We start from the raw sequence: 25,187 nt of genomic DNA, 5'->3' as shown, positions 1-25,187 counted from the left end.
GTGGTCCACTGCTGAGAGTCGCTGCGAAATCACTGTCGCGAGTGTTTCCTGAGGGGTTGGTGTTCTCGCTCACGGGAGGGCTGAAATACAACGCGCCCGGCGCTCACCACTGAGTGAACTGGCCTGAGAGCGCACAATGATTCTGAACGAACAGCCCTTTGCCGAGAGTGACCACGAGACCATTCACGGGGTGATCGCCGATTGGGCTGCGCTGGAGCCCGACCGGATCGCCCTCTGCTGTGGCGACCAGGTCTGTAGCTACGGCGAGCTCGACCTGCGGGCACGAGTCGTCGCCGACTCGCTCCTCGATCTGGAGCTCGTCGGCAGGCCGATCGTCGCCGTCGTCCTCGAGCCGTCGATCGACCACGTGGCAGTGGTTCTGGGAGTCCTCAAGGCCGGGATGACTTTCCTGTGCGTCGATCCAGACTATCCAGCCCAGCGCCAGCAGCACATGCTGGACGACTCGGCGGCGTCGGTGCTGATCACCCGGCGGTCTTACGGCGGCGAGCTCCGGCCCTTCGCGGGTCGGTGTTTCGAGGTCGAGTCGGACTTCCAGCGGGCTCCGAGCCTGCGCCGTTTCTATCCGGAGCGCAGCGCCCATGATCGCGCCTTCGTGGTTTACACATCGGGCTCTTCGGGGCTTCCGAAAGGTGTCTGTGGCACCCATGAAGGGGTTCTCAACCGCCTCGAGTGGTTCCAGAGGACGGTGGGATTTCTGCCCGACGACGTGGCCTGCGTGCGGGCTTCGCCGAGCTTCGTGATCTCGAACTGGGAGCTCTTCGGGCCGCTCACGGCGGGGATCACGGCCTGGCTGCCAGGCGCCGACGGCCGCGACCCGGCGCGCCTTCTGGAGGGCGCCGCGCAACGCGGCGTGACCCATCTCGGGGTCATCCCGACGCTGCTCCGCCTGATCCTCGAGTACCACGCGGACCGCCTGCGCGCCCTCGAGTCCCTGCGCGTGATCGAGATCGGTGGCGAGCCTTCACCGCCCGGTTTGATTCGCGAGCTGCGCACCCTGCTGCCCGAGGTGACGCTGGTTCATCGCTATGGCTCGAGCGAGATGACGGCGGTCATCTGTCACCGCTTCCTGCCCGGTGAGGATGTTCCCGAGGTGGTGCCCACCGGGCGACCCATCGACGGCACCTTCTGTCGGATTCTCGACGACGACCTACAGCCGGTGACTGCCGGTGCCAGCGGTGAGCTCTTCTTGGGCGGCAAAGGGTTGGCGCGGGGCTATCTGAACGACGCGGAGAAGACGGCGGCCAGCTTCATCGTTGCCGACCTCGGCGGCGGTGTCGCCGAACGGATGTACCGCACCGGTGACCTCGCCCGCTGGAACGCCGACGGCGAGGTCGAGCTCCTCGGGCGGGCCGATTTTCAGATCAAGGTGGCAGGGGTTCGGATCGAGCCCGGAGAGATCGAGGCCGCGCTGGCCTCCGACCCGGCCGTCGCCGAGGCGGCGGTGGTGGCGCAGGATGACGATGCCGGCGAGGCCCGGCTGGTGGCCTTTGCGGTACCCCGCGACGGCGGTCGGGGGATCGAGGCCGCGACGCTGCGGCGGCACCTTGGGAGGTTGCTTACGCCGGCGATGATTCCGGAGCGGATCGAGGCTCTCGATGCCTTGCCGCGGCTGCCCAACGGCAAGGTCGATCGCCGAACCCTGATGCGCTATCGGCCGGCGATGGTCGAGGCCACTGGCGACCCGGAGGGCGAGCTCGACCCTCTCGACCGGGTCCTGTCGAGAGTGCTCGGACCGCACTTCGTGGAAGGAAAGAACGGCCACAGCTTCACCGCCCTGGGAGGCTCCTCGCTGCAGGCCATCCGCCTGGTCTCGGCGCTGAGCGCGTCCCTCGGCCTCGCGGTCGACCTGCTGGCTCTTCTCGGAGCGCGCCCCTTGGACGAGGTGCTCGCGCAGGCTGCTGAGGTCGCGGTCGGCGATGCCTCGCCTGCCGGTGAAACGGTGGATGGGGCCACGGTCGAGGATGAATCCGGCAAGCCTGCCGCGGCCTTCGCTCTGACTCCGGCGCAGCGGCGAATGTACTTCCTCTGGCAGGCCGATCCGACGAGCTCCCAGTACAACGTCTGGCGGGCTTGGCGCCTCGCCGGTGAGGTCGACTCGGGTCGCCTCGAAGGCGCGCTGCAGGAGCTTTCGGCACGTCACCCGGCGCTGCGGGCTCGGATCGTCGTCGAAGCCGAAACGCCATGGATCACGCTGGCGGAGACACCTTCATGGCGTCTCGAGCGGCAGCAGACCGATTCAGACCTGAGCGATTGTGTCGAGCAGTGGGCGAATCGCCCCTTCGATCTCCTCGCTGGCCCGCTGTGTCGCGCCTTGCTCCTCGATTCGCCGGGCGAGCGGGCCCTGGTGCTGTCCTTCCATCACCTGGTCGTCGACGCTTGGTCCCTCGACCTCTTGATCGCCGAGCTTTCCGAGCTCTACACCGAGCCGCCCGCCGCGCCGACGACGGCCCCCTCGGTAGAGGCCTACCAACGGCTCGTGGCGCTCCACGAGGGCATGATCGATGCCTTGCCGCGAGGCTGGAGCGACCACTGGCGGAATTGCCTCGCCGACCTCGAGCCCTTGCCCTTGCCGCTGCCGGTTGCCGGCGAGGTCGGCGCAGGGCTCGATCGTCGGATGGCGGTGCACTGCCGCTTTCCGCAGCCCTTGACCGACGACCTGGTCGAGCTCTGTCGCCGAGATGAAGCCAGCCTCTACACGGCCCTCGTCACCGCGGTGCAGGTGCTGCTGTCGATCGTCACCCAGGCTGAGGACGTCGCCGTCGGCGGCGCCTTCACCAATCGCACCGATGGCGACAGTCAGCGCCTGGTCGGGCTTTGGGTCAACACCGTCGTGCTGCGCCTCGATCTCTCCGACGACCCCGATTTCTCGACCTGCTTGCGACGCACTCGGGCGGCACTCCTCGGTGCCCTGGAGCACGGGGCAGTGCCCTTCGACGAGGTCGTGCGGTTGCTGCGGCCGGAGCGGCGGGCTGGTCGCAATCCGCTCTTCGATGTCCTTGTCGACCTGCGCGAGGAGGGCATCCGCCTGTTCCTCCCCGGGGTCGAGGTCGCACCCATCCAGCGCACCCGCCGGGACACCAACCTGGCGATGAGCTTCAACTTCCTCCGGCGCGGCGACGAGCTGGTTCTCGATCTCGAGTACGACGGCCGCCTGGTTCCCGAGAGCGCGGCGAAGGCGGTGCCCGGACACCTCGTCGAGCTCCTCCAGCAGGTCCTTCGCCAGCCGCAGCGGTCGGCTTCACGGCTCGAGATCCTGACGTCCTCGGAGCGCCGGCGGCTGGAGAGTTGGTCACGACCGGCGCAGACCGGAGCGGAGTCCTCGACTTTGGTCCTCGAACGCATCGTGGCGCACCGCGGTCTCGCCACCGCCGTCGTCGATGATGCCGGCGAGGTGGACTACGCGACCCTGGAGCGCCATTGGCAGGCGGTGGCCGGGGCCCTGGCTCGCCGGGGCGTTCAGCCGGGAGATCGGATCGGCCTGCTGCTGCCTGCGGGAACCCTGCAGGTGACCGGCCTGCTGGCCGTCTTCCATCTCGGAGCGGTCGCCGTTCCGCTGGACCCGCGGGCGCCCGACGACCGAATCGCTCAGATCCTCGAAGATGCGGCGATCCGTTGCTGCCTGGCGGAGCTTTCCGATGCTGCATCGCCGGCTCTCGCGGGGGGCGCCGTGGTCAGTCCGTCGCGCCAGATCGCCAGGGAGGGGGCGCCGGTGCCGAGGGCTGACGTCGCGCCTCACGACCCCGCCTACGTCGTCTTCACCTCCGGCACCTCCGGACGTCCCAAGGGGGTGGTCGTTTCCCACGCCGCCCTGGCGACCCATCTCGACGCGGCGCTGCTCGCCTACGGGGTGGAGGCGGGGGATCGGGTCCTCTCTTCGGCCCAGGTGTCCTCGGACCTCGCCCTCGAAGAGGTCCTGGGCGGCTTGGCCGCCGGCGCCACGGTGGTGGTGTTGCCGCCGGATCAGGCGCTGTTGGGCACGACGATGAGCCGCTTCATGGCCGCGCAGCGGGTCACCGTCGCCAGCCTGTCGACGGCGGTCTGGAGCCTGTGGTTGGACAGCGCTCCCGACCTCGCCACGCTTCCCGCGTTGCGCCGCGTGATCATCGGCACGGAGATCTGCAGCGCCGACGATCTGCAGCGTTGGTCGGAGTCGGTGGGGAAGCGGGTCGCGCTGATCAATGCCTATGGACCGACCGAAGCGACGGTCACGGCGACCGCCTGGAAGCTCGACGCTGGGCAGGCTCCTCGGCTCGCCAACCACGGGGTTCCGGTGGGGCGTCCCTTGCTCGGCAGCCGCGTCGAGGTACTCGATCGCCGCGGACGCCGGTGCCCGCCGGGCTTCGTCGGCGAGCTGGCGATCGCCGGTCCGCGGCTGGCCGACGGCTATTCGAATCAGCCGGCGGCGACGGCGGCGCGCTTCGTGCCCGATCCCTGGGGACAGCAGCCCGGGGGGCGCCTCTACCGCACCGGCGACCGGGCGCGCTTCCTGCCCGATGGCAATCTCGAAATTCTCGGGCGCCTCGACCGGCAAGTGAAGCTGCGCGGGCATCGCATCGAGCTGGCGGACATCGAGGCCAACCTGGCGGCTCAGCCGGGGGTGTCGGGCGCCGCCGTGGTCCTGGTCGGTTCCGGGGTGCATCGTCGCCTGGTGGCGTTCGTCGCGGGGGACTCCTCTCGCCTGGCCGCCGACGCGGTGCGCTCGCGGGCTCAGGAGGCGCTGCCGGCTGCCATGGTGCCGGCGGCGGTGGAGGTGCTCGAGGCGCTGCCGGTCGCCAATCACGGCAAGATCGCCTATCGCGAGCTTGAAGCGCTCGCCTCCGCCGCGCCAGAGCTAGAGCCGGCGCCGCGACAGCCGCTCACGGAGACGCAGCGGATCGTCCGCGATATCTGGGCGGCGGTGCTCGAGCTGCCACCGGAGCAAGTGACCAGGGGCGATGACTTTTTCGCCCTCGGCGGCCACTCGCTGCTCGTCGGGGCGGTGGTGACCCGCGTCCGGGCAGAGCTCGGGGTCGAGCTGCCGCCGTCTAGTCTGTTCAGCGCCTCGACCCTCGGCGCCTTCGCGCACCGGGTGGATGCCGCCGGCGCGCCGCGGCCGCTTTCCCTGGGCGGGCCTGGGTACCAAGAGCAAGGCGCTGGGTTGGCGTCCTCGGCTCAGCGCAGATTGTGGTTCGAGTGCCAGACAGCGGCCGACACTTCCGCCTACCACATCGTCCAGCGCCAGCGGCTTCGTGGGCGGCTCGACCTCCGCGCCCTGTCGTCCGCCTGCGATCGCTTGGTGGCGCGCCATTCCAGCCTGAGGAGCTGCTTCTCCTTCGTCGATGACGACCTGAGAGCTCACCTGCTGCCGGCCCCCGAAAAGGTTCTGCGACTTCTCGGGCCGGATCAGGGCGACGTGCTCGACAGCGACCGACTGGCGCCCTTCGACCTGTCGCGGGACCTGCCCTTTCGAGCGGTTCTGCTGCGGCTCGGGGACGAGGTTCACGTCCTGCAGTGGACAATCCACCACATCGCCGCCGACGGCGAGTCCCTCGAGATTCTGAATCGTGAGCTGTCGATCCTCTATCGCGCCCTGACGAGCGGCGAGCGAGTCGAGCTTCCGGCGATTTCGGTGAACCACGAAGGCTACGTCGCCTGGCAGCGTCAGCGGCTCGAGAACGGTGATCTGGAGCACGAGAAACGCTACTGGCGCCGGCGGTTGGAAGGGCTCGAACGGTTGCGGCTGCCGCGGCGCAGCCGTGCCGTGGGCACGACCCGCGGTCGTGCGTCGACGGTGCCGATCCGCATCGACGGCGCCGTCGAGGAGGCCGCTCGTGAGGTCTTCGGGCGCCATCGGGCAACGCTCTTCATGGGGCTGGTCGCGGCCGCTCAGCTAGTGCTCTCGCGCTGGGCCGACAGTCACGACGTGGCGGTCGGGGTGGTGACCTCTGGGCGCGGGGCAGCAGGCCTCGACCAGACCGTCGGGATGCTCGCCAACACGCTCTTGATCCGCAGCGATCTCTCCGGCGATCCGACCCTCGGCAGGGTGCTCGAGGCGGCTCGAGCCGGGATCGTCGAGGCGCTCGATCATCAGGAGCTGCCCTTCGACGAGGTCGTGCAGGAGCTGCGGGAAGGAAGCGGGAGCGACGCGGGAGTGCCCTTGGACGTCGTCGTCTCTCTGCAGGGCGAGCGCCAGCCCCTCGCCGCCTTCGATGCCGAGGTGCTGCCGGTCGCCGCGCGGCACGCCAAGTTCGAGCTGGCGTTCCTGTTCGAAGAGACGGCGGACGGCTTGCACGGTCGACTGGAGTACGACGCCGATCTCTACGACGCCGACACCGTCGAGCGCATGAGCCGACACTTCGCCCTGGCGCTGGGCTGTTTCGGCACCCAGGAGGTGCATCGTCTCTCGGAGATCGAGTTGCTGACCGAGGAGGAAGGGCAGCGGATCGTGACCCTCAACGACACCGCGCAGCAGGTCGACGGCGAGCCCTTGAGCGAGCGCATTGCGCGCCTGGCGGCGGATCAGCCCGACGCCCTGGCGGTGGTCCACGGTCGCGACTCGCTGACCTACGGTGAGCTCGAAGAGCGCGCCCATCGGCTGGCGCAGGCCCTCGGCTCCCGCGCAGTCGCTCCGGGAGCGGTGGTCGGAGTCGTCCTGCCGCGCTCGCTGGCCTATGTCTGGTCCCTGCTGGCGGTGGCGAAGGCCGGGGCCGCCTGGATGGCGCTCGACCCGGATCAACCGCCGGCGCGCTTGGCGATGGCCCTCGAAGGAGCCGGGGCGAAGGCATTGATCTGCCGTGACGACCTGGCCGTGAAGCTCTCCGGTGAGCTAGGAGTTGCTCGCCTCAGCCCCGATGCGACGACGTCGGGGGCCTCACCAAAGCTGCCGCCGACGGCAGCGGACGGTCTGGCCTATGTCGTCGCCACCTCCGGCACCAGCGGCCGCCCGAAGCTCGCCGAGGTGACGCGAGCCGGCCTGCGCAATCTGGTGAGCTGGCATCGGCGGGCCTATCGCCTGGAGGCGACGGATCGCACCACCTTGCTGGCCAATCCGGGGTTCGACGCCTCGGTCTGGGAGGTTTGGCCGACCCTGGCGTCGGGGGCGACCCTCGACATCGTCGACGACGACTTGCGGCTCGACGTGCCGCGGCTGGTTCGCTGGCTGGCCGATCGGCGGGTGACGGTGTCGTTCATGCCCACGCCCCTGGCGGAGGCGGCCGTACGCCAGGCCTGGCCCGAAGAGACGGCGCTGCGAGCCCTCCTGACCGGTGGCGATCGGCTCGGATCGAGGCCGCCGGGCGGCCTGCCGTTCCGCCTGATCAATCACTACGGGCCGGCCGAGTGCACGGTGGTCGCGACGGCCGCCGAGGTGCCGCCGGCGGGCGCTGACGGGCCGCCGCCAATTGGCGCCCCGATCGACAATCTGCAGGTCCACGTGTTGGGACGCGATGGCCGCGAGCTGCCCTTCGGGGTGATCGGCGAGCTGTGGATCGGTGGCGTCGGTGTCGGTCGCGGCTACCGCGGCCAACGGGATCTCACGGACGGCTCCTTCGTCACCCCCGAGGCGGTTGGAGAACGCTGCTATCGCAGCGGTGATCTGGTTCGGCGACGGAGCGACGGCAGGCTCGACTTCGTCGGCCGCGGCGATGCCCAGATCAACGTTCGGGGTATCCGCATCGAGCTCGGTGAGGTCGAGGCGGTGCTCAATGCCAGTCCCCGGGTGCGGGACTGCGTTTGTGGTCTGGTGCGCCTCGGCCGGAGCGAGCAGCTGGTCGCCTGGGTGGTGCCCGAGGGCACGGAGCAGGGGGACGGCAGCTGGCTGCGAGAGCTCGCCGAGCAGAAGTTGCCGGCCTACATGGTGCCGGCGGCGGTGGTCTTGCTCACCGAGCTGCCGATGACCGCCAACGGCAAGGTCGACCGCGATGGCCTGCCGGCGCCGCAACGCCAGCGCCCGACCTCGAGGAGCGAGCACAGTGCCACCGAGCGTGCCGTCGCCGGGATCTGGCAGAAAGTTCTCCAGGTCTCTCGGGTCGAGCTCGACGAGCCCTTCTTCGAGCTCGGCGGGACCTCCCTGGACTTGGCTCGGGTGCAGTCGCTGATCCAGAGCGAGCTCGATCATGAGATCTCGCTGGTGGATCTCATGAAGTACACCACCGTGAACCAGATCGCCGCCCACTTGGGCAGCGCCGGGGATGCGGCGCGGTCGGCGCGGCGCGGCAGGCGATTCCGAACGCCCCGGCCCAGTCGCCGCCGGGTCCGCCGATCGAGGAGGGAATCCGCCCGATGAGCCTGAACTCGACCATCGACAGCGCGACCCACGAGGCGGTGGCGATCATTGGCATGGCGGGCCGGTTCCCGGCGGCCGACTCCGTCGCGGCCCTGTGGCAGAACCTGCTGCATGGGGTCGATGCGATCAGCGACCTGGCCGAGGAAGATCTGCTGGCGGCGGGAGTCGACCGCGCCCTGCTCGACAACCCGGACTACGTGCGCGCGGCGGGGCAGCTCGCCACGGTCGACGAGTTCGATGCCGACCTCTTCGGCTACACCCCTTCCGAAGCGGCGATCCTCGATCCCCAGCAGCGGCTGCTGCTCGAAGGTGCCTACCAGGCCCTCGACGATGCCGGCTATGGGGGATCCTGCGACCGCGATGGCGCGCGTACCGGGGTCTTCGCCGGCACCGGCACCAGCCACTACGCCGCCATGCTGCACAACGCCGTGCTGCCGGGGCTCGACTTCCAGGCCCTGATGCACGCCTGTGAGAAAGACTTCGCGGCCACCCGCATCGCCTTCAAGCTCGACCTGCGAGGCCCGGCTCTGAGCGTGCAGACGGCCTGCTCGACCTCCTTGGTCGCCGTCTGCATCGCCTGCGATCACCTGCTCGCCGGACACTGCGACCTCGCCCTCGCGGGCGGGGCTTCTCTGCGCCTGCCTCAGACCCGCGGCTACCTCTACCAGACCGGCGGCGTGTTGTCGCGGGACGGCCGTTGCCGGGCCTTCGATGCCGACGCCACCGGCACTTCGGTGGGCAGTGGGGTCGCCCTGGTGGTGCTCAAGCGCCTCGAAGATGCGCTCGCCGATGGCGACTCGATCCGGGCGGTGATTCGCGGCTACGGCCTCAACAACGACGGTAAGGACAAGGCGGGATTCTCGGCGCCGAGTGCCGAGGGCCAGGCCGAGGCCATCGAGACGGCTCTCGAAATGGCCGGTCTCGACGCCTCGGACGTGGGGTTCGTGGAAGCCCACGGCACCGGCACGCCCCTCGGCGATGCGATCGAGCTGACCGCCCTCAACGAGGTCTTCGGCAGCGCCGCCGATGGCAGCTGCCTGCTGGGTTCCCTGAAGTCGAACCTCGGCCATCTCGACGCCGCCGCCGGGGTCGCCGGGTTGATCAAGGCAGCGCAGGTCGTGCGCCATGGTCTGGTGCCGCCGACGCTGCACTTCCAGAGCCCCCACCGCTTCCTCGGCCTCGACCGCACCGCCTTCCGCGTCAATCGCGAGGTGGAGCGATGGCCGGCCGATCGGCCGCGGCGTGCGGGGGTCAGCTCCTTCGGTATCGGTGGCACCAACGCCCACGTGGTGGTGGAGCAGTTCGTGCCACCGCAGGAGGAGGCTGTGCCCGACGAAGCCCCGCCGAGGCCGAGCGTATTGCTCTTCTCGGGTCGCTCCGAGGCCGCCGCCGAGGGCTACGCTCGCCAGGTCGCCGAGGCGCTGCCGGAGGTGCCCTCGCTGGCCGACGCCGCCTTCACTCTGCAGGTTGGCCGGCGGCACTTTTCTCGCCGACTGGCCTATGTCTGCTCCGATGTCTCGGAGCTGTCGCTGGCCTCTGCCGCGGCTTCCGGAGTGGTCTCGGAACGCCGCTCGGCCTCCTTCTTGTTCTCGGGGTTCGGTGTCGACTGCCGGCCTTCGGCGATCGCCTTCTATGGCGGGGAGCCGGTGTTCCGGGCGATGGCCGATGACTGTGCGCGGGCGGCGGCCGGGATCGGCCTCGGCGGTGCCGTCGAGCAGCTCTGGGCCAGACAAACCGCGGATCCCGATCCGCTCCTCGAGCCCCATCCGGGGATGGTGGCGATGTTCACCTATCAGGTCGCCCTGGCGGCGACCCTCGAGGCCGCCGGAGTCGAGCCCGCCGCGATGCTCGGCTACAGCCTGGGCGAGTATGCGGCGGCCTACCGAGCGGGAGTCTTCAGCCTCGAAGACGCCCTGCGGCTGGTGCACAAGCGAGCCGAGCTGTTCGCCAAGCTGCCGCCGGGAGCGATGCTCGCGGTGGCGGCGAGCGCCGAGGAGACCGAGCCGTTGATGGACGAGGCGCTGTCCTTGGCGGCGATCAACGCGCCCCAGGCTTGCGTCGTCAGCGGCACCACCGAAGCGGTAGGACGGGCCGACGAGCGGTTACGACGGCGAGGGATCCAAACCCGCTTCTTGGCGACCGCCGTGCCGGCCCATTCGCATCTCCTGGCGCCGGTCCTGGAGGAATTCGGCGAGGCGGTCTCGAAGGCGACTCTGTTGGCGCCTCGCCTACCCTTGGTGACCTCCCTGACCGGTACCTGGATGACGCCGGAGCAGGCCACCGAGCCGTCTTTTTGGGTGGATCAGCTTCGCCACACGGTGCAGTTTGCCGCCGCCATCCGAACCCTGTTGCAGCAGCCGGCGCCGGTGCTCCTCGAAGTCGGTCCGACGCGCGCCCTGGCCTCGTTGGCGCGGTTGAGCTGTGGCGAGGACGACGATGCGGTCGTCCTCTCCTGCGGCCGCCATCGGCACGGCACCGAGACGCCGGAGACGCTCTTGCAGACCGCTCTCGCCGGCCTGTGGGCTTGCGGTGTCGAAGTCGATTGGGCGCAGCGTCAGAAAGGTAATCGACGGCGCGTGCCCTTGCCCGCCAGCCCGCTCGAGCGGCAGCGCTACTGGGTCGAGGTCTCGCCGCGGGCGTCCGAGCCGGCGGTGCTCGACGTCGGATCCCGCGACGCCGAGGCGGTCGAGGCCGACGAAGAGCTCGCCCTGCCCCGCCATGGGCCCGCGGTGCGTCGGGCCTTTCGCACGATTCTCGGCTTCGAGCAGATCGGCCTCGACGAGAGCTTCTTCGACCTGGGAGGAGATTCGTTGATGGCTCTCCGCCTGACGGCGGTGTTGAGTCAGGACCTCGGTCGCAGCGTCTCCCCGGAGGTGCTGGTGCAGCATCCGACGGTCCGGAAGCTGGCCGCCAGCCTGGAGTCCGCCGCACCTGTTGGCAACGGCCGCTATCTGGTTCCGCTACGGCCCGGTGAGGCGGCGCGCACCCTCTACTGTATTCATCCGGCCGGGGGCAACGTGCTGTGCTATCGCGACTTGGCGCAACACCTCGGCGGCGCGGGCGGCCTGGTGGGGGTCAAGGCGCGCGGTCTCGACAACGGACAAAAGCCCCTCGCCAGCGTCTCGGAGATGGCGGATCTCTACCTGCAAGCGATGGCGGAGTCGCCTGACCAGGGGGCGCTCTACCTGATTGGCCTTTCCTTCGGTGGGGCGGTGGCTTTCGAGATGGCCCGCCGCCTCGAGGGCGATGGCCGGGAGGTGGCCTTCGTCGCATTGCTCGATACGCCGAGCCCGGGGCAGCTCTCCGAGGACTTGGAGTCCCGCTCGGAAATCCTCGCCTACCTCGCCGGCCCCGCGAGCGGGCTGCGGGCCTCCCAGCTCTACGGGCTCGAGCCCGCAGAGCAACTCGCCCGAGCTCTGCGCTTCGGCCGCTTGCGGGAGCTCTTCCCGGACCCCGCCCATCACGACGATGCGCGGCGCTACGTCGAAGTTTTCGAGCGCAACCTGGTGGCGTTGCGCACCTACGATCCAGGGCGCTACGACGGCCGCGTCCACTTCTACAAGGCGGCGGTGCGGTCGGGTCACCAGCCGGAGGCCCCGGAGGCCCTCTGGCAGGAGCTCGCCGGCGGTGGCCTGGAGCTCAGGGTGGTTCCCGGCGCTCACGAAACGATGATCGATCCGCCTCATGTCGCAGGCTTCGCCCAGGAGCTCGAAAAGGAAATGAGAAATCATGGCTGGCAGTGACCTCGCAACCGACCGTCCGGGAAACGGTGCCCTGGCGGGCCGGACGGCTCTGGTGACCGGCTCCGGTCGAAACATCGGCCGGGCGGTGGCCCTGCGCTTCGCCGTCGCGGGCGCCAACGTCATCATCAACGGGCACCGCGATCGGGCGGCGATCGATGCCGTCGCCGAGGAGGTGCGGGCCCTCGGCGCGCAGGCCTATCCGGTGCTCGCCGACGTCAGTCGCCACGATCAGGTCGAAGCCCTGGTGGCGCGCGCCGCGGAGCGCTTCGAGGGCATCGACATCCTGGTCTCGAACGTTGGGCTTCGCCCCAAGCAGGGATTTCTCGACATCTCCCTCGAAGACTGGGATCGCGTTCTGCGCACCAACCTGTCGTCGGCGTTCTTCCTGGCGCGTAATCTCTTGCCCGGGATGAAGGCGCGGGGATGGGGCCGGATTCTCCACATGTCGGGTCACGATGGCTGGCTCGGTGCTACCAACCGAGCCCACAACGTCGCCTGCAAGGCGGCGCTGCACGGCCTGAGCAAAGCGCTGGCCCTCGAGTTCGGGCCCTTTGGAGTGACCGTCAATACGGTGGTGCCCGGGGTGATCGACACGACGCGCGACGAGAACCACTATCCCGGCTATCGCGAGCGCTATCGGGAGATCGCCGAGGAGCTGCCGGTGCGCGCCGTCGGCACCAGTGAGGATGTCGCCGAAGCCTGCCTCTACCTGGCGTCCCCGGCCGCCAAGCACGTCACCGGCCAAGCCCTCCACGTCAACGGTGGGGAGTGTTTTTGAGCGCGGCCGACGAATCATTTTCTTTGCGGTTGGTCCCCACTGCGGCCCTCGGTCGGCTCGACTCCGCGAGCTACCTCTTCGATCGCGCCGGCCTGACCTCGGGGACGGCCGTCGCCGTCAGCCGCCGAGTCTCGCCGGAGCAGGCCACCCTGATCGAACGCTGCGCTGGCTTCGAGGCGGCGCCCTTCAGCGGCTGGCTCGAGCGATTCTCGGATGACAAGTCGCAGCGATTTCTGGGGGAGCTGCGCGACCAGGGTTGGCTGCAGCCGGTCGCCGATTCTCTCGGGCCGGTGGGGTCTGCGCGCCGCCAGCGCTTCTTCGAAGCGGTGGAGCTCCGGCGCAGCTTTCGCAGCCGCCGGTTGTTTCATCTGCCCGACGACGTCGGCGATGACGAAGCCGATGTCTGCGTGGTCGGTGTGCCGGTTGCGGCCGACGGCGTCAGCGCCGGCGCCGCCCTCGGCCCCGCGGCGCTGCGGCAGGCCAGTCTGGCGAAGGGATTTTGGTTCGATATCCAGGCCGAGGGCGTGTTCAGCGAGGTGCGTTGCGCCGGAGGTCGGCCGGAGATCCTCTGCCAGGGGGTGCGTCTACGGGACGCTGGAGACCTCGGCCGGGAGGCGGTCCGCGTCGCCGACCTGTTGGGCGAGATCGATCGCTTCTGCGCGCGCTGGGACGGTCGACCGGGGTGGCGTCCGCTCTTCCTCGGTGGGGATCACGCGGTCACCTTTCCAATCGTCCACGCCCTCGCTCGGCGCCACCGGGACCTCTGCCTCATCCACTTCGACGCTCACAACGACCTCTTCCTGAAACAGCACCCAACCTTCAGTCACGCCGCCTTTCTGCAGAATCTCCACCTCTACTCGGGCCTGCGGCGCTCGGTCTCCTTCGGTCTGAGGAATCACTCCGATCTGCGCACCGCCCGGGTGGCGGCCCTCGAGGCCGCCGGGGTGCTCGACCGCGCCCATCTCTACGGCTTGGCGGCGACTCGCCGGCTGCTGTCCGATCCGGCGCGCCTGGTGAGGGCCGTGCGCGAGCACGTCGACCATTCCCCCTGCTACCTGTCCATCGACATCGATGTGGTGTCGGCGACGGAACTGGCAGGGGCGACCTCGACGCCGGCGGGGGCAGGGCTCGAGTGGCACGAATTGCTCGCCGCGGTGATGGCGCTGTGCGAGGCCTTTCCCATCGTCGGCGCCGACCTGGTGGAGACTCGCCCGAGTGTTCACCCGGCGGACAACGATCCCCGCAAGCAGCTCTTGGCATTGACCCTGGCTCTGATCGATGGCCTGGCGAAGGCGCCCGAGGGCGTTGCGGTGACCGAGGGTGGCGCAAGTTTCCAGACGTGAGATGGGAGCCCGATGAGTAACGTCCGGCTCTCTTCCTGGTCTGCCTGAATTCCGGGGCTCACCCCATCTTGGTTTAGACTAGTTGAGTTTTCAAATTTAATTTTTCGTCTGCGGGCCTGCTGTGGCCTGCGACTGATCCGACCAGCGAAGGAGGCTCCATGTCCGATATCGCCCAGTCGTCCGGCTCCTTCAGAGGGAGTGGGATGCTCATGTCGAATGGCAGGCTTCGGCAGATCGCCGGCCTGTTCCTCGCGGCCGCGGCCGGAGTGTGGCTCGTCGGCTGTCCAGCCGGAACGGACCACCAGGGTCCCGACCACGAGACCATCGTCCGCGCCAAGCATCTCAACGACCTCGCAGAGCTCAACGACGGTCCTTGCCCGCCAGGGCTCCAGTACCAGCAGGAAGATCTGGTGCAGCCGGTGCAGATCGCGCCCCACGACGGCACCATTCAAACCGAGCTGGTGGTGCGCATCCGCGAGCGCTGCGTGCCGGTTTGGGTACAGCCTTTTCCGGAGACGCCGGGCGGAAACCGGCCGCCGGGCAAGTGGGAGATGCAGTCCCTCAATCTGCGGACCTATGGCTTTCCCAAGGATCCCAACGTTCCGATCACCCAGGCCGATGCCGACGATCCCAACAGCCCGAAGATCGCCTGGAGCGCTCCCGGCCCGACCTTTGTCATGCATCCGGCGACCCAGCCCGGGGCCTCGGACGGCACCCACTACAAGATGCGCCTCTACAACCGCATGCCTCACGAGAGCGATCCCGGGGCCTGCGTGCCCAATCTGAAGTGCAACACCAGCGGCCCGAACGCCGGTATCGATCCGGCGACGGGGAAGTGCAAGGAGCCGATCGATCGGAATTTCGGTGGCTGGCCGCCGACGACGCCGAGCCAGGTGGTCAATGGCAAGGTGATCGAGCCGCCGAACTGCTTCCACGGCGCGAACTCGACCAACTTCCACTTCCACGGCTTCCACGTTTCGCCCCAGCTCGGCCAGGACAACGTCGGTCTCGAGCTGCGGCCGCCGTTGCCCACCGGCGTTGTCGAAGCCGACATGCCGGCCCACGGCCCGCACGGTGATCACGGCTCGGTGGCCTACGGTCACTTCGATTTCGACGTCGATCCGCTGCGCTACACCCAGCCTCCCGGCACCCACTGGTACCACGCCCACAAGCACGGCTCGACGGCGCTTCAGGTGCTGAACGGCCTGGTGGGCACCTTCGAGGTGCGCGGTGAGTTCGACGCCGAGCTCGAGAGCTGGTTCGAGGCCGAGGGCGGCGGTGAGCTGGAAGAGCGCCTGCTGGTGGTGCAGCAGCTCCAGGAAGCCAACCCCGGCCTCGGCGGCGCCGACCAGAACGGCTCGGTGCTGGTCAACGGCCAGGCGAATCCGATCGTGCGCATGGCGAAGGGGGAGATTCAGCGCTGGCGCTTCGTGGGGGCCACCATGCAAGCCTCGGCGGCGCTCAACGTCGGCTTCCCGGAGATTCCCGGCAAGGCGGCTCCGGAAGTGCGTCAGATCGCCATGGACGGGGTCCAGTTCTCGCCCCAGAACTACGGCTGCCAGCCGTTCCTCAACAACCCCGACTGCAGCCCGCAGACGGACGAGACCTCCTTCGAAGAGCTCACCTCCTTCGCCCTCTCACCGGGTTACCGGATGGACTTCCTGGTGCAGGCGCCGACTGAGCCGGGCACCTACTGCATGGTCCACGAGATCCGCACGCAGCTTCACGAAGAGGCGGCGGCGATCCTCTACAGCGCCATGCAGGGGCGCGCCAACTTGATGGCCGAAGCGTGCGGCTTCGACGCCTCGAGCGGCACGCCGCCCCTGTTCACGGTGGTGGTGGAAGATCGCGACAAGGCGATGACCTTCCCGACTCAGGCGCAGTTCCCGGCGCTGGCCTCTTACCTGGCCGACATTCCGCCGGTCACCGACCCGTCGCTGCTGAAGGACGTTTACTACCAGATGGTGGGTCAGGGGCAGCTCAGCGGCTCGGCCGGCTCGCAGTTCTGGATCACCCAGCAGAAGTACGATCCCGAATGCGCCAACGAGTCTCTGGTCCTCGATCGCGCCGAGGAGTGGACGTTGTGGAACAACAGCATCGCCATCGGCCACCCCTTCCACATTCACCAGAACCCCTTCCAGCTCCTCTCGGAGAGTGGTCGCACTCCGAGCGAGTACACCTATCCGGTGTGGCGCGACACGTTGGCGATCTCGACCGCGCCGGCGGCGCCGTCGGGGCTCTTCCTGGCACCCAACTCGGATCCCAACGACTCCACATATCCCTGGGGCCAGTCCAAGATCCGCTACGTTGCCAAGGAGTTCACCGGCATGTTCGTCAATCACTGCCACATCCTCGGCCACGAGGATCGCGGCATGATGCACAACACCCAGTCGGTGTGCGCCAACGGTCGCTGGGCGGCCACCGGCGAAGTGCCGCCGGACGGCCAGTGTGACGCCGAGGGCTTCTGCACCAGCGACTGCGTCGACGGTGCGCCGGAACAACCGCTTCCGGCCTGCGAGACGCCACCGGACCAGCAGAGCGACTGGCCCAAGGACTACGGCGTGACCACGGCTTCGTCGAGCTGACGCAGTCTTCAACGGTGTTCCGAGGCCGGGCGACGGGATGTCGTTCGGCCTCGGAGGAGCGTTCCGGCTCCTGGCTACCGGGCCCGGCGCCGGCGCTGTTCCACGATCCAGGTGGCGATGGGGAACAGCAAGATCAGCGGCAGGACGTAGAAAGCCGGATGGCTCAGGTCGACGCCCCGGGGTCGGTAGACGCCGCCGTAGGCCAGGCAGCTCGAGCCGTAGACCAGCAAGATGCCGGCGCCGCAGGCGCGCCACAGAGAGAGGTCGATGGGTGGCTGCCTCGGCCGGTCCGAGGACGCCGTGGGTTGCTCCGGGCGCAGGGCGCCGCGCCAGCGGTCGAGGTCCCAGATCAGCAGGCCCAGGGTGCCGCAGAGCATCAGGGTGACGACGATGGCCGTCGGGACGACTCCGGTGCTCCAGCAGAAGACGGTGATGGTGGTGATGATCGGCAGCGCCATGGCGGCACCGAGGGTGGCGTAGGTCTGGGTCATCAGCAAGACCGCGATGGTCAGCTGGACGGCGCCGACGAACTGGTAGAACACGCCGGTGGCGTGAAAGGCGTGCAGAAACTCGTGGAAGGCGCCGCTGTTCTGGGGGTCCGTGAAGGGCTGGCCGAGGAGCTTTTTGAGGCCCGCCGGCACGAAGGCGAAGCCGAGAAAAATGCGCAGGTTGGCCACCAGAAGGTGGCTCCAGCGACGGGCTCGAAAGCGCTCGATCAGGTGCTTCATCCCGGTGACTATAGTTCAGAGGACGAGCCTTCCAAGTCCCGAAGTACGCGCTTGTGGGCACCCTTCGAGCGAGACTTGAACAATCAGAGGAGGTCGTTCCATGCGGAAAATCGGTGCGTTGCTCGTGGTCCTGGTTCTAGCATCTGTCCCCGCCCTGGCCGAGGCGCCGGGGGAGGACTCTTCGGGCTCGATCTGGACCTCGGTGTGGAACCGAGTCTCCGGCTGGCTGGTGCCGTTCAGCGGGGTGCGGTGGGCCGGTCCGAATGCCGGAGAGGTCGATTCTCCGGTCGTGCCGCAGGCGAGGGTGGGGGCTGACCTGGTGCCAGCCCTTTGCTTGTCGCGCGATCTCGACTCGGATCGCTCCAACATCTGCCCCCTGACCCAAAGTCAATAGCCCGGCGATCGGCGAGCCCGCGGCTGCGGCGGCTGCCGCGGGCTCCTGGACCCTCAGGTCACGGCGTAGTCGCCGACCAGGCCGAGGTCGAGCCGGACTCGAAGCCGTCCTCGAAGACGCCGCCGGCTGCATCGAGCTGGACTTGCAGGAACTTCACCGAAAAACCGTCCCAAGCCCAGTAGGTGGTGGCGCAGGCCGGGCGCGGACCGATGGTCCAGCGCAGGTCGTTGCTGCCGGCCCGCAGCCAGTCGGGGTCGAGTTCGAGGCGGAAGCTCTTCCAGTCGCGGCTCCAGCAGCCGTTGTCGCGATCGTACTCGTAGGGATCGACCACCAGGTTGGGTCCGTCGTTGATGCTCAACAAGACCTGGCCGGTGAGGGGCTGATGGAGCTGACCGTAGAGGACCGGGTTCGGCCCGACGCGGGGCAGGTCGATCTGGACCGTTTCGGTGGTGCCGATGGGGCGGTTACCGTCGGCCTCTAGATAGACCACGTCACTGGCCTCGAAAACCTCGTAACGGCCGACCCGCGGTCCGCTGAAGCGGATGTTGTCCCAATGGAAGGTGTAGGTGTCGGTGTTGCCGGCCGAGAACTCGGGGGTGTAGGCGTGGGTCTTGAACAGCACCAGGCCGCGAGTGAAGGGTAACCCTCCCGGTACGTCGACGCTCCACTCGTCGAAGTCGCCGTCGGCGGTCTCGATCGCCCAGGTGACGCGGTCGGTCTCGAGGGTGATGCGCATGGTGCGGCGAATGCGGCGGTCGGTGAGTGCCGGGTCGTCCGGATGGAGAGCGTTCCAGTAGGCCCAGTCGTAGGTCAGGAACTGTCGCTCGTTGGCGCGCCAGCCCTCCGGAGCGAGGGCGCCGGTGCCGACCTTGATGCGCCGAATCAAGCGGTTGAAGTCGAACACGATGCGGTCGTGCGGGTACTTCTCGTCGATTGCCGCATCGACCGGACCCGCGGCCACCCGTAGCTGGTCGCGCGGCGCGATCAGCACCTCCCACCAGCTGCGGTTGTCGTGGCCGAGGTTGATGTTGACCTCGAACTCGAGGGTGCCTCCGTTGGCGAAATCGAACTCCTGCTTGGGCCAAAAAGCGCTCAGGGAGTAGGGATCGACCTCTCCCAAGGCGGTCATCATGTGGTTCTTGCAGAGGAAGAAACTCTCGTCGCGATCGCGGCCGTTCGAGCTCTGCTTGGTGCGGATGGCGTGCTGCGGCAGCGGCGAAACCTCCGGGTTGGGGCCGGCGCAGGTTAGGTCGTGGTCGCCGGGAAACGGGCGGTATTCCTTGGTGAACTGCTCCTTGGGATGCGTCCGATGGGTGACCACGTAGTCGAAGTGGTTGGGCAGCAAGGCCTGTGAGGGTGATGCCGGGTCGCCGTCGAAGGTCTCCTCGAGCGCCCAGTCGTCGGGCGGCTGGGCCGGCGGGTCGTTCTCGGGCGTGAGAGTCGGCGGGTCTGCCTCAGGCGTCGGTGCTGGTGGGTCGAGCTCGGGCGTCGGATCTCGCTCGGTGACCCGCGGGTCCGAAGCACCGAGGGCCGTCAGGCAGAGCGCGGTGGCGATGATGGCCGCGGCGGGTCTTGGCAGGGGGTTGCGGTGTTGGGAACTGCGGCGGGGGGAACGGGCGGAAACTGCGTCTGGCTCGAACAAGGTCGGATCCTCCACGATGAAACTGTGTCGGGCTGCATCCACGGCGAATGTTCGAATGCAGAATAGCAAATGTGATCTCTCGAGCTCTTGGGGCGAGTCGCGCGCCGTGACGAGAATCTCTAACCTTTGAGAACAAGAGCCTTGTACAAGCGGCTGGCACCTTCTTTAGGGAGGAGAACAAGAGCCTTGTACAAGCGGCTGGCACCTTCTTTAGGGCACCTTCTTTAGGGAGCACCTTTCGTAGGGGGAATCCACGATTGACGTGGATCCCGCGCAGATCATCAGGGACCAACGCCCGTCGGGGAGAGGCCTGGCACTCGGAGCAGGGCCTTTCCAGGGAGAAGTGCTGGCTCGAGATCGTTGACTTTGTGTCTTCGGAACACTATGCTTAGTGTGTGAATGACACGAAGAGGCAAGGGCTCCACGCCTATGAGTATCCCCGCGCTGCCTTGGCGGTCGACTGTGTGGTCTTCGGCCTCGATGACGAGGACCTCAAGGTGATGTTGATTCAGCGAGATCTGCCGCCATCGGAAGGCGAGTGGGCGCTGCCCGGTGGCTTTGTTCGGGTGGACGAGTCACTGGATGAGGCGGCGCGACGAGAGTTGCTCGAAGAAACCGGGCTGCACGACATCTTTCTCGAGCAGCTCTACACCTTCGGCGCCATCGATCGCGATCCGCGTGAGCGGGTCGTGTCGGTGGCCTACTATGCACTGGTCGAGCTCGGCAGCCAGCGGGTTCGAGCAGCCACCGATGCTCGCCAAGCGGCGTGGTTTCCGGTCCACGACGTTCCATCCCTCGCCTTTGATCATGCCGAGATCCTGGAGGTTGGGCGCCAGCGGCTGAGCGGCAAACTGAGATACCAGCCGATTGGTTTCGAGCTCCTGCCGAAGAAGTTTGCTCTTTCCCAGATGCAGCGCCTTTACGAGATCGTGCTCGAGCGTTCCCTCGACAAGCGAAATTTCCGCAAGAAGGTTCTCTCGACGGGACTGCTCGTCGAGACGGACGAAGTTCAGAAGGACGTCGCCCATCGCGCTGCACGGCTCTACCGCTTCGACGAGCGTCGCTATCAACAGCTCACCAAGGATGGTTTTCACTTCGAGGTCTAGGCCGACGTTCTCACCAGATCGCTTGGCGAAAGGTCGAAGGTTGCTGAATATGCAAGGCATCGGCCGGTGCCGCGACGCGGCCGTACTGGACAGGTTCCGTGACATACGGCTTTGCAGCGGAGAGCTGGTGAGAAGGTCGGGCTAGGCCGGATCGTGGGACAAGGTGAGTCGAGTCGGATGGCAAGCGCCCGGCCTGAAGGGCGCCCCGGCGATCGGTCGCCGTTTTTCGTGAGGAGGCACCATGCAGGCCAGTGTTCGCTATCGCTATGGAACGTCCGAGGTTCTCGAGCTCGCAGAAATCGAGCGACCGGCTCCCTGTGACGATGAAATCCTGGTCAAGGTCGAGGCAGCTTCGGCGAATCTGGGCGATTGGGAGATCCTGACCGGGAAGCCGCTCTTCATCACTGCTATGGCGACCTTGATGGGGCCGAAAGTTCGGCATCCGGTGGTGCCCAGCGGGAGCCGAGATGCGGCTCGGAAGTCTGGAGGTTTCTTCAAGCCGAGGTACCAGATCCTGGGGTGCGACGTGGCCGGCCGAGTCGAAGCCGTGGGCCGAAAGGTCACCCGCTTCGAGCCCGGCGACGAGATCTTCGGAATGTGCGCCTTCGGCGCCTTCGCCGAGTACGTGTGCATTCCCGAGACTGCGACCCTGGTCGAGAAGCCTGGTCATCTGACCTTCGAGCAAGCCGCAGCCCTTCCCCAAGCGACCTACATCGCGGTGCAGAGCATCCGTGACGTCGGCGGGGTTCAGCCGGGGCAGAAGGTCTTGATCAATGGCGCCGGAGGCGGAGCCGGCTCCCTGGCGGTGCAGCTCGCCAAGCTGCGCGGAGCCGTGGTGACCGGCGTAGACAATGGAAAGAAGCTCGAATGGATGCGCTCGATCGGCGCCGACCACGTTCTCGACTACACGCGCGAGGACTTTACCGAGCAGGGTGAGCGTTACGACCTGATCGTCGATCTCGTGGCCCAGCGCTCGATCCGCGCCTGCCGCCGGGCGCTCGAGCCCGAGGGGACCTATCTGGTTGCGGGAGGCGGCATGATGGCGACTTTCAAGGCCATGTTGTTGGGACTCCTGCCCGCGAAGCCGGGCAAGCAGAAGATCGCCTTCTTGATGGCGCAAGACAAAGCAGAGGACCTGGCTTTCGTCAGCGAGCTGGTGAAAGCGGGAAAGGTCCAACCGTTGATCGACAAGGTCTATCCTCTCAGCGAGGTTCCGGAAGCCTTGCGGTCGATGGCGGAGGGGGAAGCTCTGGGAAAGGTCGTCATCGCGATGTCCTCGGCGAGTAGGGCCGGCTAGCAGGCTGCTGAAAAAGTCCGCCTTGCGGCTTTCCAGCGCCGCTAGCTGTTTGTTTCCGGCCCGCGCAGGGGCTCACCCCGTCCAGGGTGGCCCCGTCTCGCGGCTTCGCCGCCGGAGCCCTCTCGGGCCCGGAAGCAGGTTTCCGTTGAGCTCTTCAGCAACCTGCTAGGAGCGATAGCTCTCGAGGAGCTGCTCGAATCGACGAAGACGCTCCCCGGACTGGATGAGAAAGCGTCGCTCTGCTTCATCTCCTTCGACTAGGATGAAAGCGCCGGTCCCCTTGCGTCGCGCGGGAGCATGGTTTGCGGTGGCCGACTCGAGCTCGAGAACCGCCCTCATCAACTCGTCGGACTGGCTGTTGGAGAGCGAGCCTCGGCGTGGTGTTCCACCGCTGTAGACGCCCGACGAGCTGTTCTCGGGCGTGATCGGCCGGTAGGTGAACCGCGGCGAGTCGTCCCCGGGTGCCAACCAGAACCGGAGTCGATTGCCGTTGCCATCGGCGAAGGTGATGCTCCAGGGGGGACTCAACCGGTCGGCTGGGGAACTCCGATTCGACATGGATCTCTCTCCTGTCAGTCTGGACCTCGGGCTCCGACGTTCCTTAGGTCGGGAGCCTACGATCGCCATTCCGGACCGCGTTCGGCCCCGCAGGGATCTTGCCATGATCGAGCGGTCGACCCTGAACGAATGGGTGGAGCTCTTGCTTGTACCGTGGTGTGGAGAGTGGCTGGATGGCACCTTTGCGACCCGGTGCCAACTCGGTTCGTTGGCACCGGTCGAAGTAGGTTTGGAGGGGCTAGTTGTCCAACAGATCGACGTCGATTTCGACGGTCAAGCTGTCGCAATCCGAGTCGAAGATGTAGTGCACGCAGGCGTGGGTGTGGACTCTCATGCCTAGGTTGACTCTGTTGAGTACTCGAGACTGTGCCTCGATCTCGAGAGAAATCTCGTCGATGGTGGTCGTAACGCTATAGGGGAGCAGGTCGTTGATCGCGTCTGTGTCGATGATCGAAAGAACGGTGTTTTCGAGGCCTCCAACGAAGTCGCCGAGGGTTTCCCCGCCAAGGCCCGCCAGGCCGGCGACGCCACCCAAGTCCGAGAAATCTCCCCAGCCAATCTGGTGGTCTTTGTAGGCCAGCTCGAGGTTGATGGTGTCCCCCGAGCCGTTGGTGGTGAAGGTTCCGGTGAGCTCGGCGGTGGCGTCCGTCGGCAGCTCGGCGCCCGACAGATCTTCGACGAAGCTGAGAACGCCTCGAAGCTCGCTGCCGAGAGATCCCTGGGCGGCGACCGTTTGTCGTACTTGGTGGTCGGAGATCTCGGTATAGACGTTGGCCGATCCCGCGATGAGGGTGAAAGGTCGACTGCCTCGCTTGAGGCTCAGCTTGAGATCGCCGTGGCCGGCGAGATCGAGCTCATCCCAGTCGAAGACAGTGGCTCCGTTTTCGAGAGTGAAGAGCTTGTAGCTGATGTTGCCGCCGACGTAGAGATGTCCTCGGTACTCCGTCGCGAGGTCCCAGTTGCTGATGTTGTCCATGCCGACCGAGAGGCGCTTGGAGGGCGAGAACCCGACCTCGCGCAGCTTGACCTTGAGATTAGGGACGCTGGCGACAGCGGTTTCGAGCACCCCTTCGATCAGCACCAAGTCGGGAATCTCTGGGGAAAGGCGGCAGCTCTCCGGGAGCGAGTAGGTGATGGTCTCGAGCTTTCTCGTTGAGCTCTGGCTGATGCCTGCCGCGGTGGCGAGACCCTTGACGTCGACGATGGCATAGTCCTCGCGGGCTCCGGTCCTCATGAAGGTCCACATCGTTTCCATGATGTTGCTCTGCTTCTCGGCGGCGGACATGTTCGCTCCGGAGCGGAGCTTGACGTACTGGGCGGCGCGAGCATTGCCTTCGGCGACGAAGTCGTTGAAGCGCGTGAGGTACTGGTCGAGCTGAGAACCGACCAGATCCGGCGCGGCGCGGATGAGCTCGTTATCCAGGACTTGCGAGAAGCCGTCGGGCAGGATGAGGTCCGTCAGCTGATTGCAGGATGGTTCGCCGAGGGTCTGGAGGAAGGGGCTGTACTGGTTGCCATCGACGATGTCTCCGTCCCAGGAGAATCGGATCCTACCGTCGCTTGCGGCCGCGACATGGGGATCGAGCTGCTGGCCGGTGAGGACTTTGTTGACGGTGACCTGCATGAATTTCTCGTGGCCGGATTGGTAGAAGCCCCTGGCCGCGAGGTTGAAGAGATTGTTGTTGTCGGGGTCGTCCTCCCAAGTCACCGTGTAGCTGTCGTCGGAGGGGTTGACGGCGACCTCGGGGTTGAGCTGATCGCCGTAGCCGATGGCGTTGACGGTCCACGGCCAGGTGACCAAGCCACCGACGATGATTCTGGTGGCCATGATGTCGAAGTAGCCGTTGCCGTCGTGATCGTCCTGCCAGGCGACAATGAAAGTTCCGTAGCTGTTGCTGTCGACGCTGGGGGCGACCTGTTGGCCGCTGCGATGGTACTTGTTGACCAGCAGCGGCATGATTTCATCGCTGTCACTTTCTCGGTACGAGGCCTTGATGTCGAAGTATCCATTGAGGTCGGCGTCGTCTTGCCAGACGACGAGAAATTGGCTGAATAGCCCCCAGCTGACCGCCGGATGGGTTTGCTGTCCAGCCAAGTTGGAGTTGAGATAAAAGTTGATGGTGTAACGGTCGCCATCGTCGTCGAAGAGCACTCCCCGAATATCGAAGTCATTGTTGTTGTCGGAGTCTTCCTGCCAGACGACGGCGAAGTCGCCGGTCGTGTCGAAGTCGACATCGGGATTGCGATGGTTGCCGCCATCGCCGTTGACGCGCTGGTCGGCGATCGTCTCCACGCCGTGGACGTCGAAGCCGCGAATCAGAATGTTGGCGTCACCGTTGTTGTTGCGGTCGTCTTCCCAGGCGACGACGAAGTTGCCGGCGTTGTCGATGGCGATGGTGGGATTGGTCTGCTGTCCCCAAGGCACCGAGTTGACCACGAACTCTCCGAACCGCTCGCTGCCATTGGAGCGAAAGCCGCGCGCCATGACCTCGTAGTAGCCGTTGCCGTCGCGGTCGTCCTGCCAGACGACCACATAGTCACCGTTGCTTCCCACGGCGATGTCCGAAGCGGCCTGCTGGCCGGCGGGATCGCCGGGGACGACGACATCGGCCAGTACCGGCGCAGCCAAAAGGCCAACAACGGCGAGATGAAGAATTACCCTCCAAATCAAGTCCTTCATGAGAACTCCTCCTCGATGTGATGGAAAAGAGTGATCTCTGACCAGAGCT

Annotated in this window: 12 protein-coding genes; 8 read left to right on the top strand and 4 right to left on the bottom strand. The window is 66.9% G+C overall.

The genetic code is table 11. The features are described from left to right. The first annotated feature begins 136 nt into the window (after nucleotides 1–136). The 5 genes from AAF604_05515 (at nucleotide 137) to AAF604_05495 (ending at nucleotide 16,733) form a co-directional block, all read left to right on the top strand. A complete protein-coding gene (locus AAF604_05515) occupies nucleotides 137–8,284 on the top strand; it encodes an amino acid adenylation domain-containing protein (GenBank protein ID MEM7049093.1) in 8,148 nt (2,715 codons plus the stop codon). Beyond that, nucleotides 8,281–12,027 (top strand): beta-ketoacyl synthase N-terminal-like domain-containing protein, encoded by a 3,747-nt coding sequence (locus tag AAF604_05510; protein MEM7049092.1) that lies wholly within the window; start codon nucleotides 8,281–8,283, stop codon nucleotides 12,025–12,027. The genes AAF604_05515 and AAF604_05510 overlap by 4 nt, the downstream gene beginning before the upstream one ends. Then, nucleotides 12,014–12,805: an SDR family NAD(P)-dependent oxidoreductase gene (locus tag AAF604_05505; GenBank protein ID MEM7049091.1), complete on the top strand. Its 792-nt coding sequence runs from the start codon at nucleotides 12,014–12,016 to the stop codon at nucleotides 12,803–12,805. Before AAF604_05510 ends, AAF604_05505 begins: the two co-directional genes overlap by 14 nt. Nucleotides 12,806–12,834: 29 nt before the next feature. Next, on the top strand, nucleotides 12,835–14,148 hold the full coding sequence (locus AAF604_05500; GenBank protein MEM7049090.1) for an arginase family protein: 1,314 nt from the start codon (nucleotides 12,835–12,837) through the stop codon (nucleotides 14,146–14,148). 203 nt (nucleotides 14,149–14,351) lie between these two features. Next, complete coding sequence (locus AAF604_05495) at nucleotides 14,352–16,733, top strand: multicopper oxidase domain-containing protein (GenBank protein ID MEM7049089.1); 2,382 nt, start codon at nucleotides 14,352–14,354, stop codon at nucleotides 16,731–16,733. 74 nt (nucleotides 16,734–16,807) lie between these two features. On the opposite strand, the gene AAF604_05490 is transcribed toward AAF604_05495, so the two are convergent. Then, nucleotides 16,808–17,461 carry a hypothetical protein gene (locus AAF604_05490; protein ID MEM7049088.1) on the bottom strand — a complete coding sequence of 218 codons (654 nt, stop codon included), beginning with the start codon at nucleotides 17,459–17,461 and terminating at the stop codon, nucleotides 16,808–16,810. 100 nt (nucleotides 17,462–17,561) lie between these two features. On the opposite strand from AAF604_05490, the gene AAF604_05485 reads away from it, so the two are divergent. After that, nucleotides 17,562–17,855: a hypothetical protein gene (locus AAF604_05485; GenBank protein ID MEM7049087.1), complete on the top strand. Its 294-nt coding sequence runs from the start codon at nucleotides 17,562–17,564 to the stop codon at nucleotides 17,853–17,855. Nucleotides 17,856–17,913: 58 nt separating this feature from the next. Here AAF604_05485 and AAF604_05480 read toward each other — a convergent pair whose 3' ends face one another. After that, entirely contained in the window at nucleotides 17,914–19,497 is a 1,584-nt protein-coding gene (locus AAF604_05480; protein MEM7049086.1) for a hypothetical protein, read from the bottom strand. Nucleotides 19,498–19,892: 395 nt separating this feature from the next. Here AAF604_05480 and AAF604_05475 point away from each other — a divergent pair, with 395 nt between their 5' ends. Both AAF604_05475 and AAF604_05470 read left to right on the top strand, forming a co-directional pair. Next, nucleotides 19,893–20,603 carry an NUDIX domain-containing protein gene (locus AAF604_05475; protein MEM7049085.1) on the top strand — a complete coding sequence of 237 codons (711 nt, stop codon included), beginning with the start codon at nucleotides 19,893–19,895 and terminating at the stop codon, nucleotides 20,601–20,603. Nucleotides 20,604–20,844: 241 nt separating this feature from the next. Then, the gene (locus tag AAF604_05470; GenBank protein MEM7049084.1) at nucleotides 20,845–21,900 is read left to right on the top strand and encodes an NAD(P)-dependent alcohol dehydrogenase; all 1,056 of its coding nucleotides are present in this window, start codon (nucleotides 20,845–20,847) and stop codon (nucleotides 21,898–21,900) included. Nucleotides 21,901–22,065: 165 nt separating this feature from the next. Here AAF604_05470 and AAF604_05465 read toward each other — a convergent pair whose 3' ends face one another. Beyond that, entirely contained in the window at nucleotides 22,066–22,458 is a 393-nt protein-coding gene (locus AAF604_05465; GenBank protein ID MEM7049083.1) for a hypothetical protein, read from the bottom strand. Between the two features lie 238 nt (nucleotides 22,459–22,696). Next, nucleotides 22,697–25,138 (bottom strand): hypothetical protein, encoded by a 2,442-nt coding sequence (locus AAF604_05460; GenBank protein MEM7049082.1) that lies wholly within the window; start codon nucleotides 25,136–25,138, stop codon nucleotides 22,697–22,699. Between the last annotated feature and the right edge of the window lie 49 nt (nucleotides 25,139–25,187).

The organism is Acidobacteriota bacterium (genome assembly GCA_039028635.1).
GTDB lineage: Bacteria > Acidobacteriota > Thermoanaerobaculia > Multivoradales > JBCCEF01 > JBCCEF01.
The sequence above is the reverse complement of the archived record's forward strand: the minus strand, read 5'-3'. Positions and strand labels throughout refer to the sequence as shown.